Source organism: Lentzea sp. NPDC036949 (genome assembly GCF_055608075.1).
In genome coordinates this window covers 128508-143550 of sequence record NZ_JBVJRA010000008.1, presented here as the reverse complement: position 1 = coordinate 143550, position 15043 = coordinate 128508, and the positions used below count along the sequence as shown (strand labels likewise).

General features: G+C 70.0%; 16 protein-coding genes. 7 read left to right on the top strand and 9 right to left on the bottom strand.

The window, feature by feature from the left end; all coding sequences use genetic code 11:
- Positions 1 to 47: 47 nt before the first annotated feature.
- A complete protein-coding gene (locus tag ACZ7CD_RS23480; protein ID WP_360395166.1) occupies positions 48 to 1598 on the top strand; it encodes a bis-aminopropyl spermidine synthase family protein in 1551 nt (516 codons plus the stop codon).
- Here ACZ7CD_RS23480 and ACZ7CD_RS23475 read toward each other — a convergent pair.
- The 4 genes from ACZ7CD_RS23475 to ACZ7CD_RS23460 all read right to left on the bottom strand — a co-directional run bounded on the left by ACZ7CD_RS23475 (position 1595) and on the right by ACZ7CD_RS23460 (position 7730).
- The gene (locus ACZ7CD_RS23475; protein ID WP_470379672.1) at positions 1595 to 2374 is read right to left on the bottom strand and encodes a hypothetical protein; all 780 of its coding nucleotides are present in this window, start codon (positions 2372 to 2374) and stop codon (positions 1595 to 1597) included. The genes ACZ7CD_RS23480 and ACZ7CD_RS23475 overlap by 4 nt on opposite strands.
- 9 nt (positions 2375 to 2383) lie before the next feature.
- On the bottom strand, positions 2384 to 3085 hold the full coding sequence (locus ACZ7CD_RS23470) for a helix-turn-helix domain-containing protein (RefSeq protein ID WP_470379671.1): 702 nt from the start codon (positions 3083 to 3085) through the stop codon (positions 2384 to 2386).
- Between the two features lie 73 nt (positions 3086 to 3158).
- Positions 3159 to 6335 (bottom strand): bifunctional diguanylate cyclase/phosphodiesterase, encoded by a 3177-nt coding sequence (locus tag ACZ7CD_RS23465; RefSeq protein WP_360395158.1) that lies wholly within the window; start codon positions 6333 to 6335, stop codon positions 3159 to 3161.
- 246 nt (positions 6336 to 6581) lie between these two features.
- Positions 6582 to 7730, bottom strand: coding sequence for an NAD(P)-dependent malic enzyme (locus ACZ7CD_RS23460; protein ID WP_360395666.1), 1149 nt, complete (start codon positions 7728 to 7730; stop codon positions 6582 to 6584).
- 386 nt (positions 7731 to 8116) lie between these two features.
- On the opposite strand from ACZ7CD_RS23460, the gene ACZ7CD_RS23455 reads away from it, so the two are divergent.
- Positions 8117 to 8716: a dTDP-4-dehydrorhamnose 3,5-epimerase family protein gene (locus ACZ7CD_RS23455; RefSeq protein ID WP_360395155.1), complete on the top strand. Its 600-nt coding sequence runs from the start codon at positions 8117 to 8119 to the stop codon at positions 8714 to 8716.
- Here ACZ7CD_RS23455 and ACZ7CD_RS23450 read toward each other — a convergent pair.
- Complete coding sequence (locus ACZ7CD_RS23450; RefSeq protein WP_470379670.1) at positions 8706 to 9008, bottom strand: S26 family signal peptidase; 303 nt, start codon at positions 9006 to 9008, stop codon at positions 8706 to 8708. The two genes, ACZ7CD_RS23455 and ACZ7CD_RS23450, sit on opposite strands and share 11 nt — an antisense overlap.
- A 73-nt stretch (positions 9009 to 9081) precedes the next feature.
- Between ACZ7CD_RS23450 and sodN the strand changes: the two genes are divergently transcribed.
- A complete protein-coding gene (sodN, locus tag ACZ7CD_RS23445) occupies positions 9082 to 9489 on the top strand; it encodes a superoxide dismutase, Ni (protein ID WP_065916284.1) in 408 nt (135 codons plus the stop codon).
- A gap of 113 nt (positions 9490 to 9602) precedes the next feature.
- Here the strand turns inward: sodN and ACZ7CD_RS23440 are convergent, their stop codons facing one another.
- Positions 9603 to 9764 (bottom strand): hypothetical protein, encoded by a 162-nt coding sequence (locus tag ACZ7CD_RS23440; protein WP_360395152.1) that lies wholly within the window; start codon positions 9762 to 9764, stop codon positions 9603 to 9605.
- A gap of 68 nt (positions 9765 to 9832) precedes the next feature.
- Between ACZ7CD_RS23440 and ACZ7CD_RS23435 the strand changes: the two genes are divergently transcribed.
- From ACZ7CD_RS23435 to ACZ7CD_RS23425, 3 genes are all read left to right on the top strand, one after another.
- Positions 9833 to 10429, top strand: a complete 597-nt coding sequence (locus ACZ7CD_RS23435) for a histidine phosphatase family protein (RefSeq protein ID WP_360395150.1) — start codon at positions 9833 to 9835, stop codon at positions 10427 to 10429.
- Positions 10429 to 10902, top strand: a complete 474-nt coding sequence (locus tag ACZ7CD_RS23430) for a GNAT family N-acetyltransferase (RefSeq protein ID WP_458430352.1) — start codon at positions 10429 to 10431, stop codon at positions 10900 to 10902. Before ACZ7CD_RS23435 ends, ACZ7CD_RS23430 begins: the two co-directional genes overlap by 1 nt.
- A 115-nt stretch (positions 10903 to 11017) precedes the next feature.
- Positions 11018 to 11398 (top strand): DUF5684 domain-containing protein, encoded by a 381-nt coding sequence (locus ACZ7CD_RS23425; protein WP_360395144.1) that lies wholly within the window; start codon positions 11018 to 11020, stop codon positions 11396 to 11398.
- A gap of 114 nt (positions 11399 to 11512) precedes the next feature.
- Here the strand turns inward: ACZ7CD_RS23425 and ACZ7CD_RS23420 are convergent, their stop codons facing one another.
- The 3 genes from ACZ7CD_RS23420 to ACZ7CD_RS23410 form a co-directional block, all read right to left on the bottom strand.
- On the bottom strand, positions 11513 to 12331 hold the full coding sequence (locus ACZ7CD_RS23420) for an SAM-dependent methyltransferase (RefSeq protein WP_470379669.1): 819 nt from the start codon (positions 12329 to 12331) through the stop codon (positions 11513 to 11515).
- A gap of 168 nt (positions 12332 to 12499) precedes the next feature.
- Positions 12500 to 13216 (bottom strand): S1 family peptidase, encoded by a 717-nt coding sequence (locus ACZ7CD_RS23415; RefSeq protein ID WP_360395140.1) that lies wholly within the window; start codon positions 13214 to 13216, stop codon positions 12500 to 12502.
- Between the two features lie 82 nt (positions 13217 to 13298).
- Positions 13299 to 13715, bottom strand: a complete 417-nt coding sequence (locus tag ACZ7CD_RS23410; protein ID WP_360395138.1) for a hypothetical protein — start codon at positions 13713 to 13715, stop codon at positions 13299 to 13301.
- Between the two features lie 250 nt (positions 13716 to 13965).
- On the opposite strand from ACZ7CD_RS23410, the gene ACZ7CD_RS23405 reads away from it, so the two are divergent.
- Positions 13966 to 14904 carry a diacylglycerol/lipid kinase family protein gene (locus tag ACZ7CD_RS23405; RefSeq protein ID WP_360395135.1) on the top strand — a complete coding sequence of 313 codons (939 nt, stop codon included), beginning with the start codon at positions 13966 to 13968 and terminating at the stop codon, positions 14902 to 14904.
- Positions 14905 to 15043 lie beyond the last annotated feature (139 nt).

The following is a 15043-nucleotide window of genomic DNA, read 5'->3' as shown; positions in this document are numbered from 1 at the left end:
CCCGGCACAGCGTTCCAGAATGTGACAGCCCGTATGGTTTACCGCTTGTGACGATCGACCAGGTGCGCACGCTGCTGTCCGACCGCGGCGTGCACGCGCGCAAGCTCCGCGAGGTGTTGTCCCTGCTCAGCCAGGACTGGCACCCGCTGGCGGAGCTGGTGCGCCTGCCCGCTGTCCCCCGCCGCACGGTCCAGGACCTGCTGAAAGCCCTCGGCGACGACGCCGAATCTTCAGGTGATCGTTACCGCATCGCGCCGAAGCTGGTCCCCGCCTACCGCGAGGCGTTCGCCGTCGCCGGCGTGCGCGACCACACCGACGTGCTGCGCCAGATCCTCGTCGACATCGCCGACGTGCCACCGCCGTTGTCCTCGTTGGACCACGTGCAGGCCACCGCGGAGACCGCACTCCACCGCGCCGTGCACCTGAACTCGGTCTACGACCTCGCGGGCAAGCACCTGCTGTGCCTGGGCGACCACGACCTGACCTCGCTGGCGGTCGCCGCGGTGAACCCCGCGGTGTCCATCACCGTCGTGGACCTCGACGAGCGCCTGCTGGAGTTCATCGACTCGCGCGCCCGCGACCGCGGCCTCACCATCAGAACCTTGCACTGCGACATGCGTTTCGGCCTGCCCGCGTCCGTGCTGGAGTCGGCGGACCTCGTGTTCTCCGACCCGCCGTACACGCCGGAGGGCATGGCCCTGTTCGCCGGCCGCGCGGTGGAGGCCTTGTCCGACATCGCTTCGGGCCGCGTGCTGCTCGCCTACGGCTTCTCCGACCGCACCCCGGCACTGGGCCTGAAGGTGCAGCAGGAACTGCAGAAGCTCGGCCTCGTCTTCGAGGCGATCCTGCCCGCGTTCCACCGCTTCGACGGCGCCCAGGCCATCGGCTCGGCCGCCGACCTGTACGTCTGCCGCCCGACGGGCCGCCGCGCGGTGACCGGCGGCACCCGCATCTACACCCACGGCGCGCAGTCCGTGGAGTCCACCGGCCCGTCCCGCGAGGCCCTCGCCGCCCTGTCCGAACTGGCCCCCCGCCCCGAGTCCTCCCCACCCCCGAAGCCGCGCGCCGCCGGGTGGGCCGAACCGGTCGGCAAGGGCGCGGCGTCCCTGGCCGTTGACCTGTCCGCGGACCCAGGCCCGTGGCTGCTGCGGACCCTGCTGGCGTCCTCCCCCGCCCGCCTGGCCTGCCTGGTGCCGAACAACCACCCGGCCGTGTCGTCGGCGGCGGGCCAGCAGGAGCTGCAGTCGCTCGTGCGCACCCGCTTCACGCTCAAGTTCCTGCGCAACAAGCCGGACGGCAAGACCACGATCGTGGTCGCCGACCAGGTCCTGCACGGCTCGCTGTCCCTCGGCGACCGGGTCGTGCGCGAGGTGCTGATGAAGGCGCACGGCAAGTTGCGCAACGTCTGGCGCGAGGCGCTGATCACGGCCTCGCAGGGCCTGCTGACCAAGCGGCAGGCGGCCGAGGTCGTCGACAACGCCGCGGCGGACTCGGAGGACCTGGAGCTGCGGTTGATCGACCTGCCGAAGCACCGGATCGCGGCGTTGCTGCCGGAGGTGTCGGCCAGCGCGCGGTACGTGGAGCGGCCGGAGGGCTAGTCACCGTGGCGCAGGAGGTCCCAGGTCAGCCGAGCGTCCTCGGCGTCGTCGCCCACGGCACGCCATGCGTGGTGCTCCGGTTCGTCCAACACGGAGGCCTGTGCGAAACGGCCGTTCGCCGGAGGCGGACCCAACTGCTCCAGCAGCACGTCGGCGTCGTCCACCAGCGAGGTGAGGAACGCCAGGTCCTCCAGATGCCGGGAGCCGAAGGCCGCAGCGGGCGACCGGTGCGCCTCGCCCGCGTAGGCGGCGACCTTGAGACAGAGGGCTCGGGCCAGGTCCGGAAGCACAACGGCGCCCGTCCGCCCTCGGTACTCGGCACGCACGGCGACACGGTTGCGCAGCGCGGCGAGGCCGCCGTACACCTCGATCGTCCGCCCCGGCGGCGTCGTGGTCAGGTCGGGCGGTGGCCGGACCCCGGCCGGCGCGAGAACGTCGACGCGTTCGTCGTTCGCACCGATGTACCTGTGCGTCGAGGCGTCCGGGCTCGCCGGATCGACCCGGTATCCCAGGCCTTGCAACACCTCGACGGCATCGCGCAGGCATGACGGGACCAACTGCACGTCGAAGAGCACGTCCACGTCCCGGGTGACCCTGACAGGTTGACGCCCCAGGACTGCACCGTGCAGGTAGACCATCACCCCGCCGATGATCACGTGGTCCGCCGGCAGCGCCTCGCTCAGATCGAGCAGGCTCGGCCACAGCGTCGAGTCGCCGAGTTCGGGCAGCACGGCCGTTCCCGCGACGTGCAGATCAGGCCAACGCGCGAAGATCATCGCGCAACGTTACCTAATATGGGTGAGCAGTTCCTGAGCAGCTCCACGTGACCGTTCGTCGCCCAAGTCCAGCAAATCCGCTGCGGCAACGGCTTTCGGCACGTACGGCGCGCCGAACACCATCTCCTCGACAGACCGGGGCAGCCCTCCAGGAAGGACACGCACAGTCACATTCGGCTTCGGCGAATCCCAACTGCTGCCCCTCATGCGCGCAAGCGCGTCGAACGCCTCGACAGAGGTCAGCAGCTCCGCGCGCGGCTCGTCCGCCGAGACCAGTGCGGCCCCGTGGTGGTTCGCGGCTCGGACGCCGCCGATCGCGACGCCCGGCAACTCCTCGGCACGACGAAGAACGTTCGCCAGCATGCGCGCACAGCGGACGTCCGCACGCCTGGCCAGCAATCGGGGCCAGTCGCTCAGGGGTCGTTGCGCATAGCGCTTCACGCGAACCAGTTCCGAAGGGGAGAGCCAGTCCACGTGCGCACCTGACGCGTGAGCGAGCACGGCCCAAGCGATCCGCGGCGACCACGGTTGTCCGCGCTGCGGCTTCTCGACGTGCAGCCGCCGGTGGACCGCGTCAGCGTCGACCAGCAGGTCGCGCCCGGGTTTGACGGCGTTCAGCCGTCCTGCTGCCACCAGGTCCCGGACCTGCGCAGCGGACACCCCGAGCCGTTGGGCCGCTTCGGCGACCGAAAGCCATCCGACCAAGCTCATCCGCTGTCCTCCGATTTACAGTATACCCCGCATTAGGTGGGGGTTACTGTAAAAACGCAGGTGAGGGAACTGCTCACCCCGCACGGGGGATGTGCAGGGGCCCGAGGGCCAGTATCGCCCTGAACTCCTTCGGCGGCACCGGCCGGGAGAACAGCCACCCCTGGTACGCGTCCACCCCGACCCCGCGCAGCACGTGGAACTGCGTCGCCGTCTCCACGCCCTCGGCCACGCACTTGCGCCCCATCGCCCGCGCCATGTCGACGACCGCGCGTGCGACGGCGAAGTCGGAGGAGTCGTTGCCCACGCCGGAGACGAAGCGGCGGTCCACCTTGATGATCTGGGCCGGCAGGTCCTTCAGGCGCGCCAGCGACGAGTAGCCGGTGCCGAAGTCGTCCACCGCGAACTGGACGCCGCGCTGCACCAGCTCGTCCATCGACTGGCGGACCCGCGAGGGCAGGTCGACCAGTGCGGTCTCGACCAGTTCCAGCACGACCCGGTCCCACGGCACGCCGGACTCGAGGATCGCGGTCGACACGATGTCGACGAACTCGGGGTCACCGGGCACCAGGCCGGCGAGGTTCACGGCCACCGACACCGGGCGGCCGTCGGGTGCGGGCCAGGTCGCGGCCTCCTTCAGCGCGGTGCGGAGCACCCAGCGGTCGAGCTCGCGCATCAGGTCGCCCTGTTCGGCGACCGGCAGGAACACGTCGGGTGGCAGCAGGCCGCGGTCGGGGTGCGGCCAGCGGACGAGGGCCTCGGCGGTCAGGACCGAGCCGTCGACGCCGACGACCGGCTGGTAGTGCAGTGCGAGGCCGTCGTGCTGCAGTGCCTCGCGCAGCTGGCCCTCCAGGTGCACCTGGCGGTCGGCGGAAGCGATCAGCGCGGCAGAGGCGAGGGACACGCGACCGGCGCCGTTGCGCTTGGCCTCGAACATCGCCGCGTCCGCGAAACGCAGCAGGTCCGCGCCGTTCGCGCGGGAACCGTTCGGCACCGCGGCGCCGATGGAGGCGGACACGCGGACGAGCTGGCCGTGCACGGGGACCGCGGTCCGCAACAGGGACGCCACGCGGGTCGCGAGTGCGTCGACACCGCCCACGGCGTCGATGTCCTCACAGATGATCACGTACTCGTCGCCGGACAACCGCGCGGCCGTGCACCCGTCCGGAAGGCCGCCCTCCAGCCTGCGCGCCAAGGCGACCAGCAGCTCGTCGCCGGCGTCGTGGCCGAGGGAGTCGTTGACGCGCTTGAAGTTGTCGATGTCGCAGAAGAAGACGGCGACCTTCGACCGGCCGGGGCCGTCCAGGAGCCGGCCGAGGATCTCCTTCACCAGCGCGCGGTTCGGCAGGCCGGTCAGCTCGTCGTGGGTGGCCTGGTGGCGCAGGGCCTCGGCGGCGCGGCGGCGTTCGGTGATGTCGAGGAACACGATCAGCCAGAAGCGGCGGCCGTCGTCCTGCACGGACAACGCGATGTGCAGCTCGCAGTACACCTTCTCGCCGTCGGGGCGGACGAGGATGCGCTGCGGGATCTTCTGCGTGCGCTCGGCGGCCCACTGCAGGCCGGGCGAGGTGTCCTCGGGGTGCGTGAGCTGCTCCGCGGTCATGCCGCGCAGCTGTTCCAGCTCCATGCCGAGCAGGTCGCACAACGCGTCGTTGGCGTCCACGAGCCGTTCGCCCTCGTCGAACAGGCCGATGCCCACCGGCGTCACGGACACGAGGTCGGTGAAGCGCTGCGAGGAACGCTTCATGCGCGCCTCGGCGGCACGCTGCTCGGTGACGTCCTGGGCGGTGCCGACGGCGAGCTGCTGGCCGTGGTTGTCGCGGACGATCATGCCGTGGCAGCGGAAGACGCGGGTCTGGCCGTCGTGGCGCACGAGCCGGTGCTCGCACTGGACGGGCACCTCGTCGCGGGCGAGCTGGCGCCACAGGTCGTCCACCCAGCCGCGGTCCTCCGGGTGGATCAGGTCGAGGTAGGTCTCGTAACGGCTGCTCGCGTCCTCGGGCAGGCCGTAGAGCTCGCGCAGCATGTCCGACCACACCGTCTCGTCGGTGGCCGGGTTCCACTCCCACGTGCCCAGCCGTGCCGCCTGCTGGGCATCGGCCAATCTTCGGCGGTCGTCGCGCAGCTGGCGTTCCAGCGCGCGGGCCTCGGTGACGTCCTGGATGGTGCCGTGGAAGCGCTCGATCCGGCCGAACGAGGAGATCTCCGCGCGGGCGCGGCAGATGTAGACGCGGTCGCCGGACTCGCTGCGGACCTCGACCTCCACCGGGTCGTTGTCCTGCGCGTGCAGCAGCCGGTGGCGCAGGTCGGTGACGGCCTGGCGGTCGTCCGGGTGCACGCCGCAGAGCAGGTCGTCGTCCGGTGTCATGCCCAGCTCGGCGTACATCTCCAGCAGCACCTCGCTGCGGTGCACGGCGCGGGTGCCGGTCTCGTAGGCCCAGCTGCCGATCCTGGCGATGCGCTGGGCCTCCAGCAGCCGTGCGCGTTCCTGGGCGAGATCGGTGGCCGCGCGCTTCGACTCGGTGATGTCGCGGATGTAGCCGGTGATCTTGTCGAGCCTGCCGTCGGTGAGCCGCGCCTCGGCCACGCCGCGGATCCACCGCAGCTGGCCGTCCGGGCGGACGATCCGGTACTCGATGTCTATCGGGTCGCCGGTGATCTCGCGGCCGTGCCAGTACGACTCGACCATGTCGTAGTCGTCGGGGTGCACGACGTCGAGCACGGCCTGCGCGCCGGGGACGACCTTGCCGCGGGTGATGCCGAGCAGCTCGTAGTGGGTGTCCGACCACACCGTCAGACCGGTCTCGGGGTCGTACTCCCACGACCCGAGCTGGGCGACCCGCTGGACCTTGCGCAGCCGCCGCTGTTCGTCACGCAGCGCGTCCGCCGCCGCGGAGAGGTCGGACACGTCGATCAGGAGGACGGCCTGCAGCCCGGTGCCGGGAACCGCGTGCCGGGCCACCCGCACGGGCAGCAGCGTGCCGTCCGCGCGGGACAGCCGGAGGTCGGAGGAGTTGCCCAGCAGCAGTTCGCCCAGCGGGTGCCCGACGAGGTCGTCGGCCCCCTGCGCGCCGGCCAGCCCGACGGCGGCCGGGTTCGCCCGCATGACGACGCCCTTGGTGTCGACCAGCAACGACGGCGCGTCGGGCAGGGTCAGCCCGTCCAGCGTCACCGGCGGCTTCTCCGCCTCCTGAGCAGCCGCCGATCTGGCACGGCCGTTCACCACCGTCGCGCGTCCCACCCACTTGGGCACCGGCCCACCCTCTCCCGCATTAGCCGCCCGCGGCAATTCGGGTGGGCACGACAACGGCACCCGAACGGCGGCAAACACGAACCCTCTCCCCGGGTGAACACCCGAGGAGAGGGACGGTAGCGCTTCGGAGCGTCATCGCCCACCCCTGCACGGGTTAACGAAAAGCCACGTTCGTGGTTCCGCTCAACCGCGTGATGCACAAAGGTGGCAAATACGCGCGCCGCTCCGCTGTGGCGTTCGCCGAGATCAGACCACGCCGTCGGCCTTCGCCGCCACCGCGACGGCCGCGGCGACCTCGGGACCGACCCGCGGGTCGAGCGCGGACGGAACAATTCGGTCTGGGCCCAAATCATCTTTCGCGACCGCCAGAATGGCGTCGGCCGCGGCGAGTTTCATGCCCTCGGTGATCCGGCGCGCGCCCGCGTCCAATGCGCCGCGGAAGATGCCGGGGAACGCGAGCACGTTGTTGATCTGGTTGGGGAAGTCGCTGCGGCCGGTCGCGACGATCGCGGCGTGCCGTGCGGCGACCTCCGGGTGCACCTCGGGGTCCGGGTTGGAGAGCGCGAACACGATCGAGCCGCTCGCCATGCTCGCGATCAGGTCCTCCGGCACCTTCGACGACGAGACGCCGATGAAGACGTCCGCGCCGCGCAGGGCCACGTCGATGCCGCCGTCGAGGCCGGAGGTGTTGGTGAGCGCCGCGATCTCCTCCTTGACGGGGTTGAGACCGGCCCTGCCCGTGCGGACGATGCCGCGCGAGTCGAGCAGCGTGATGTCACCGGCGCCGGCGGCGATGAGGATCTTGGCGATGGCGATGCCGGCGGCACCCGCACCGGAGATGACCACCCGCTGGTCGCCGATGCCCTTGCCGAGGACCTCGTTCGCGCCGTTGAGCGCGGCCAGCGACACCACGGCGGTGCCGTGCTGGTCGTCGTGCATGACCGGGCAGTCGAGCGCCTCGACCAGCTTCCGCTCCAGCTCGAAGCAGCGCGGTGCGGAGACGTCCTCCAGGTTGACCGCGCCGAACGACGGGCGCAGCCGCACGAGCGTCTCGACGATCTCGTCCACGTCGGTCGTGTTGAGCACGAGCGGGATGGAGTCGAGGCCGCCGAAGGTCTTGAACAGCGCCGACTTGCCCTCCATGACGGGCAGCGACGCGCTGGGGCCGATGTCGCCGAGGCCGAGCACGGCGGTGCCGTCGCTCACGACGACGACCAGCCGGTGCGCCCAGGTGTACCGGGCGGCGAGGCTCGCGTCCTGCGCGATCGCCCTGCTCACCCGAGCGACACCGGGGGTGTAAGCGATGGACAGCGCTTTGGGGTCAGCGAGCGAGGCGGTCGCACCCACCTCGAGCTTCCCGCCCAGGTGCGCGGTGAAGATCTCCTCGTCCGTCAGCTGCGTCGGATCGGAGTTCTCGGTACGGGCTTCGTTCACTGCTGTCACGGCGTCCCTCCTGCGGTGCGGGCGGCGTAGTGGCCCATCTAGCTGTGGGCTCATCACCAAACGGCGCACCGGCCCAGCGTTGTCACACCGGGTACACGGGGCCTGGAAACTCGGTCGACGTCCTCCGACGAGTTGCGTCCGGGAACAGTCCGAGTGCTGCGGGTGGAGCGAAGTGTGGCAGGACCGGACCGACCTGTCTGCGGCGGGGATCACACTTTTTCCGCAGGTCAGAGGGCATGTAGCAAGACGTCCGTCCGGTTTTCTGCACCGACCGGTCGGTTTATGCAGGCAGGAAGCACCCGATCGGTCAAGAAAACATGACGCCTTAGAGTGACGGCATGCAGGCGAGTTCGCTGAAAATCGACGGCGCTTTCGAGTTCACGCCCCGGACCTTCCCCGACGACCGCGGCGTGTTCGTCTCGCCGTACCAGGAGGCGGCGTTCGTCGAGGCGGTCGGCCACCCGCTGCGGGTCGCCCAGACCAACCACAGCGTCTCGCGCGCCGGGACGATCCGCGGCATCCACTACGCGGACGTCCCGCCCTCCCAGGCGAAGTACGTGTTCTGCCCGCGCGGCTCGTTCATCGACGTGGTCGTCGACATCCGGGTGGGCTCGCCGACGTTCGCCCAGTTCGACGCGGTGCTGGTGACGGCGCAGAAGTGCAACGCCGTCTACCTGGCGGAGGGCCTCGGCCACGCGATGATCGCGCTGGAGGACGACACGACCATGAACTACCTGTGCTCCACCCCGTACAACCCCTCCGGCGAACACGGCCTCACCCCGCTCGACCCGGCCCTCGACCTGCCGTGGCCGCGCGAGATCGAGTTCCTGCTCTCGGAGAAGGACACCGCCGCCCCGACCCTGGCCGAGGCCTACGAGGCCGGCGTCCTCCCCCGCTACGAGGACTGCGTGGCCCTGTACGCGTCCCTCAAAGCCTGAACCGCGGCCGCGGCCACAACCGCGCCCTGACGACCCCGAGCACCTCGGCCGGCCCGAGCTGCCCGGAGTCCGTGCTGGCGAACGGGTTGTCCCCCACCACGTGCCACCCGCCGTCCACCAGGTGGGAGGCGCGCTTGACCGACAGCTGATCAGGTCGCTGCGCCCACCTGACCAGCACGACGTCACCGGCCCTGGGCCGCGCACCCCAGCTGACCAGCACGACGTCCTCACTGCGCAGCGTTGGTGCCATCGACGGCCCGCGGACGAGCACGGTGGAAAGGCGCGGTCTCAACGATCACCCTTCGGTCAGCCGGAGTAGGGTCCTACTTGTCGGAGCATCCACTGTTTTCACTCTGGGAGGAACGATGCGACTCGTGTCGCGCATTCTCCGCCCGCGCGTCGAAGCCACCGCGCACTGCGACCTGCCCTGCGGCGTCTACGACCCCGCGCAGGCCCGCATCGAGGCCGAGTCCGTCAAGGCGGTCCAGGAGAAGTACCAGGCCAACGAGGACCCGGAGTTCCGGGAGCGCGCCGTCCTGATCAAGGAGCAGCGCAGCGAGCTCGTCAAGCACCACCTGTGGGTGCTGTGGACGGACTACTTCAAGCCGCCGCACTTCGAGAAGTACCCCGAGCTGCACGACCTCTTCAACCGCGCCACCAAGGCGGCGGGTGCGTCGGGCACCAAGGGCTCGATGGACCCGGCGACGGGGCAGCAGCTGCTGGACCTGATCGCGCAGATCGACAAGATCTTCTGGGAGACCAAGCAGGGCTGATTCCCTCAGCCTTGTGAACGACGCTGGCCTGCGAATTCGTTCGCGGGCCAGCGTCGTTTTGCGTCTGCGGGTTGTTCGACGACCTATGCGCCCCAGAGTCGAGCGCCAGGAGGTCATTCTCCCCTGTTGTCGGCGTCGCGTTCGTTCTGCCGCAGCTTGTTCCACGTCGACGTGAGCTCGGCCCGGATGCGCGCGACGCGCACCCCGAACGCTTCGCGGATCTCCCGGGCATCCACCTCGTCGGGCTCGCCGTGGTCGTGGGGCTCGGAGGTCATGGCGAGCGGGGTACCTCGAACGGAGACTCCCCCAAACGTGGTCGCGGCCACTCCTTAGGATCGAACAGGTGAGCACCCACCTCTACCTGCTGCGCCACGGCCAGACCGAGTGGTCCGAGAGCGGCAGGCACACGGGACGCACCGACATCGAGCTGACGCCCGAGGGCGAGCAGCAGGCACGCAGGGCGGGCGCCACGCTCGCCCGGCTCAGAGCGACGGACCAGGCGCCCGCGCTCGTGCTGACGAGCCCGCGGCAACGCGCCACCAGGACGGCGGAGCTGGCCGGACTGGAGATCACGGCGACGACCGAGGACCTGGCCGAGTGGGACTACGGCGACTACGAGGGCATCACCACGCCGCAGATCCGCGAGCGCGTGCCGGGCTGGACCGTGTGGACGCACCCGATGCCCGGCGGCGAGACGCACGCGGAGGTGCAGGAGCGGGCCCGCAAGGTGCTCGCCGAGGTGCGCCGCGTCCTGCCCGGTGGTGATGTGGTGCTGGTCGGCCACGGCCACTTCAGCCGCGTGCTGATCGCCGCGTGGCTGGGGCTGGCGCCCGACCAGGGCGTCCACTTCGGACTGGACCCGGCCGGCACCTGCCAGCTGGGCGACGAGCGGGGCGACCCGCAGGTGCGCAGGCTCAACGTGCCTGCCTGGGAGGTGTGATGATCCGGCGGGTGGAACCGCGCGACGTCGACGCGGTCGTGCGGCTGGTGCACGAGCTCGCGCTCTACGAACGGGCGCCGGAGCAGTGCCACCTCACGGCCGAGCAGCTGCGGACGGCGCTGTTCGGCGAGCACCCCGCGCTGTTCGGGCACGTGGCCGAAGTGGACGGTCAGGTCGTCGGCATGGCGTTGTGGTTCCTCAACTTCTCGACGTGGGACGGCGTGCACGGCATCTACCTCGAAGACCTCTACGTCACGCCGGAGCAGCGCGGCAAGGGTCTCGGCAAGCAGCTGCTGGAGGTGCTCGCGCGGGAGTGCGTCGAGCGCGGGTACACCCGGCTGCAGTGGTGGGTGCTCAACTGGAACGAGCCGTCGATCGGGTTCTACAAGTCGCTGGGTGCCGTCCCGATGGACGAGTGGACGGTGATGCGGGTGGCCGATCACGCGCTGCGGGAGCTCGGCGCTGCACGCTGAAGGTTGACGGAAGGTCTCGAAAGGCTCACGAAACGGGAATTCCACTGAGGACCGGTGCTCGGTGCTGGCAGCGTCCCGCGTCGCCGATCCCCGGCAAATCCTGGAAGGACCTACCGTGTACGAAGACTCCGGCTCGAGCACCGGCTCCCTGATCTTCAGCCTCGTGTTCGCGGTGCTCGTCATCGCCGGCATGTGGGCGACGTTCAGCAAGGCCGGCAAGCCCGGCTGGGCCGCCATCATCCCGATCTACAACATCTACGTCTGGCTGAAGGTCGCCGGCCGTCCGGGCTGGTGGCTGATCCTGATGATCATCCCGCTCGTCAACCTCGTGATCTCGATCATCGTGTCGCTCGACATCGCGAAGTCGTTCGGCAAGAGCGGCGTGTTCGGGTTCTTCGGGCTGTGGCTGTTCGGCTTCATCGGCTACCCGATGCTCGGCTTCGGCAGCGCGCAGTACCAGGGCCCGGCCGCGGCCGGCGGCGCCTACCGGGGCTGACGCGGCAGCAAAACGACCAGGCCGGGCCCACCTCTGGGGCCCGGCCTTCGCCGTTCCCGCCGGAGGAGGAGCCGCGCGCCGTGACGAGCTTCTGGGTCGAGCGCTACCTGCTCGTCAGTCCCGGATGAGCGCGACGGCACCGTAGGTCGACGCGTCGGCCGCCGCCGAACCGCCGGGCAGCTCACCGTCGGCCCGCCAGTGCGCGGCGAGCACGAGGCCCGGTTCGAGCAGCTCCAGGCCGCAGATGAACTCCTCGACGTCCTGCTTCGTGCGCGGCACGAGGGGCGTCTGCAGGCCGTCCGCCAGGGTCACGAGCTTGTCGACGAGCTCGGGTTCCACGTCGCGGGTCAGGTGGGTCAGCGCCAGCACGCTCCCCCCGCTCACCGCGGCCCGGTAGCGCGCGACGACACCGGTGGGGTCCTCGTGGACGTACGGGAGGATGCCGATCATCAGGACGGCCACCGGCTTCTCGAAGTCGAGCAGGCGGCGGGTCTCCCGGTCGCGCAGCACGGCGCCGACGTCGCAGATGTCGGCCTGGACGATGGCGGCGTTGAGGTTCTCGCGCAGCATCGTGCGGGAGTGGGCGACGGCGACCGGGTCGCGGTCCACGTACACGACGTGGCACGAGGGGTCGACGGCCTGGGCCACCTCGTGGACGTTGCCGACGGTCGGGATGCCGCTGCCGAGGTCGAGGAACTGGCGGATGCCGAGGTCCTCGGCGCAGAAGCGCACCACCCGGCGGGAGAACGACCTGATCGTGCGGGCCATCTCGGCGATGGGGAACTGCTTGATCGTCTCCTCGGCGAGAGCCCGGTCAACCGCGAAGTTGTGGGCGCCGCCGAGGTAGTAGTCGAAGAGGCGCGCCTCGTTGGGTCGTTCGGAACTGCTGCCTGTCGTCACCCGCTGCGGGCCGTCCTGCACTGCGCACCTCACCCTGCTCCCGAGCGGCGCGAACGCTGGCAGCACGGTAGCTGGCTACTCCGTTCGTGTCCATCCACCATTCGTGAACACGCTCGGTGACATACGCACGTGCTTCCACGTGACACGCGGGAGCCCCGCGTTCCCCTGAGAGGAACGCGGGGCCCCCGCGTTACTTCGGGATCAGACGCCCGCGTACTGGCGGATCCAGGAGCGGTACACGCCGACGTGGGTGTAGTTGGACCGCGTCGAGCGGTCCGACGTCGAGGCGACACCGACCTGCTTGCCGTTGGAGAACATCGGGCCACCCGAGTCACCGCCGGCGGCGATGCCGTCGACGCGGGTCACGGCCACCGCGGTGCCACCGCGGTAGTCACGACCGTTGACCGACGTCACGCGGGTGTTCGCGACCTTGAGGTAGCGCGACTGGCAGTTGATCTCCGGCTGGTTGGTGCAGGTGGCACCCCAGCCGTAGAGCTGCACGGTGTTGCCGTTGGCCACGTCCGACGTCGTGCCGAGCGGCGCGAACGGCGCCGACATCGACGTGCCGACCCGCGCGAGCGCGAGGTCGGCCGACGGGTGCTTGATGATCTGGGTCGCGGTGACCAGCTGGCCACCGGACGTCTGGTCCAGGCTGCCCGCGCGGAACGTGTACGTGCCGCTGCCCGAGACGCAGTGCTCAGCGGTCAGGATCCACTGAGGTGCGATCTTCGTGGCGGAGCAGTTCTCCCGCCCGTTGAAGAACAGGCGGGCGGCGTACGGGAAGTTCTGCGCGTAGCTGCCGCCGATGATCATCGGCGACATGCTCGGCTCTTCCGGCGCGGCCGTGGCCGTCGCCGTCATGGGTGCGAGGGAAAGCGCCGCCAGGAAAGCGCTCGCGATCGCGGTCTTGAAACGCATGGTTGGTCACCTCGTGAGTGCAGGGAGTGGTTAAGCAACCACCGACAGCTTCACCCGACTGCGTGACCGTGACCACCCTCCGTTAGTCGGCTTTGTCTTCTTCGACGCTCGGCAAACCGAGCGCCCACTCCCGGCCGTCGCGGGTGAAGAGCAGGACGAGCACCACGACGCAGTAAATGCCGCCCAGAGATCCGATGAGCGGCTGTTCGGACGGGCCGTAGGCGTACCAGGCGCAGCCCAGGAGCAGCAGCTGCGTGACGATCACGGGCGTGCGGGCGCCGTGCCGGCCGCGGAACAGCATCACGCAGGCGAAGATCACCCCGCCGAACCACAGCACGAGCACACCGGCGGCTCCGAGCACCGGACCTGCGGAGGGAGCGCCCTGCAGCACCCGCAGGACGAGCGCGCCGGCCAGCGCGATGCCGCCGAGCCCCTGGACGAAGGTGAGTGCGGCGGCGGTCCGCACCGCGCGCGGCGGGGCCGGGGTACCGGTAGTCACAGGCGACCTTTCCTCACGTTCTGTACTGGTCACGGATCGTAGGCCACCCGGTTGGAGGGCTCTGCGAGCCCGCCGGGAGGGGGAAGATCAAGGGGCCTTCAGCGAGCCGGCGGTCGTCCGGGGTGCACTCGCCTGCGGGCTCGGCGCGGTGCGAGCGGAGGGAGATCTACGCCACTTTCGTGAGGCTGGAGTCGCTCCGAGGGAGGACATGCGAACCGCGAGCGGTCACGCATTGTCCTACCCTCAAGTGGTGCGCGCTCTTCTCGTGGTGAACCCCCAGGCGACTACAACGACGCCGGCGGGTCGCGACGTGCTGGCGCACGCACTCGCCTCCGACGTGAAGCTGGAGATCGTCCAGACCTCCTACCGCGGCCACGCGCTCGACGCGGCCGCCCAGGCGGTCAAGGACGGGTTCGACCTGGTCATCGCCCACGGCGGCGACGGAACGGTCAACGAGGTCGTCAACGGCATCCTGCTGCACGGCCCCCGCCCCGACACCCCGATGCTGGGTGTCGTCCCCGGCGGTTCCGCGAACGTCTTCGCGGGCGCGCTGGGCATCCCGCGCGACCCCGTCGAGGCCACGCACGTCCTGCTGCAGGCCATCGAGAACGGCACGACCCGCCGCATCGGCCTCGGCCAGGTCTTCTCCGACGTCATCGGACGTGACGAGGGCCGCTGGTTCACCTTCAACGCGGGCATCGGCCTGGACGCCGACGTCGTGGCCGGTGTCGAGGCCAAGCGCGCCCGCGGCCGCAACGCGAGCCCGGCGCTCTACCTGGCGGTGGCGCTCAAGGCGTACGCGAGGCTCGTGCGCACGCCGGAGCGCTTCACCGTCGAGGTGCCGGACGAGCCGCAGTTCGACGTCGGCATGGTGTTCGTGTCCAACACGGACCCGTGGACGTACTTCGGGGACAACGACATCCACCTGAACCCGAGCACCTCGTTCGACAACGGGCTGGGCCTGTCGGCGCTCACGACATTGCGACCGCCGACCGTTGCGCGCTACATCACACAGGTGCTGGCCACCGGGAACCCGAAGAGCCCGAAACTCGTGCGGCGCGATGACGTCGAATATGTCAAAGTGAAGAGCGAGGAACCCGCCAACCTGCAGGTGGACGGCGACTTCCTCGGCACGACGACCCAGGTGGAGTTCCGAGCGGTTCCCCAGGCGTTGACCGTAGCTGTGTGACGCAGGGCGAACTCGACGGTCCGTGATCGTTCTGTAACCGTCTCGCTACCCATCCGGGATGTAGAGCAATCGAGTGACAGCAGAGCGTGAAACCCCAGGTGAACGCTGTCGATCTTTTGGGTGAGTTCACTCACCGGGT

Bases quoted from the DNA above. Each gene is read 5' to 3' on its own strand.
- ACZ7CD_RS23475 (WP_470379672.1), bottom strand. From the start codon at position 2,374: ATGATCTTCGCGCGTTGGCCTGATCTGCACGTCGCGGGAACGGCCGTG.
- ACZ7CD_RS23470 (WP_470379671.1), bottom strand. From the start codon at position 3,085: ATGAGCTTGGTCGGATGGCTTTCGGTCGCCGAAGCGGCCCAACGGCTC.
- ACZ7CD_RS23455 (WP_360395155.1), top strand. From the start codon at position 8,117: ATGCAGGCGAGTTCGCTGAAAATCGACGGCGCTTTCGAGTTCACGCCC.
- sodN (WP_065916284.1), top strand. From the start codon at position 9,082: ATGCGACTCGTGTCGCGCATTCTCCGCCCGCGCGTCGAAGCCACCGCG.
- ACZ7CD_RS23440 (WP_360395152.1), bottom strand. From the start codon at position 9,764: ATGACCTCCGAGCCCCACGACCACGGCGAGCCCGACGAGGTGGATGCC.
- ACZ7CD_RS23430 (WP_458430352.1), top strand. From the start codon at position 10,429: ATGATCCGGCGGGTGGAACCGCGCGACGTCGACGCGGTCGTGCGGCTG.
- ACZ7CD_RS23415 (WP_360395140.1), bottom strand. From the start codon at position 13,216: ATGCGTTTCAAGACCGCGATCGCGAGCGCTTTCCTGGCGGCGCTTTCC.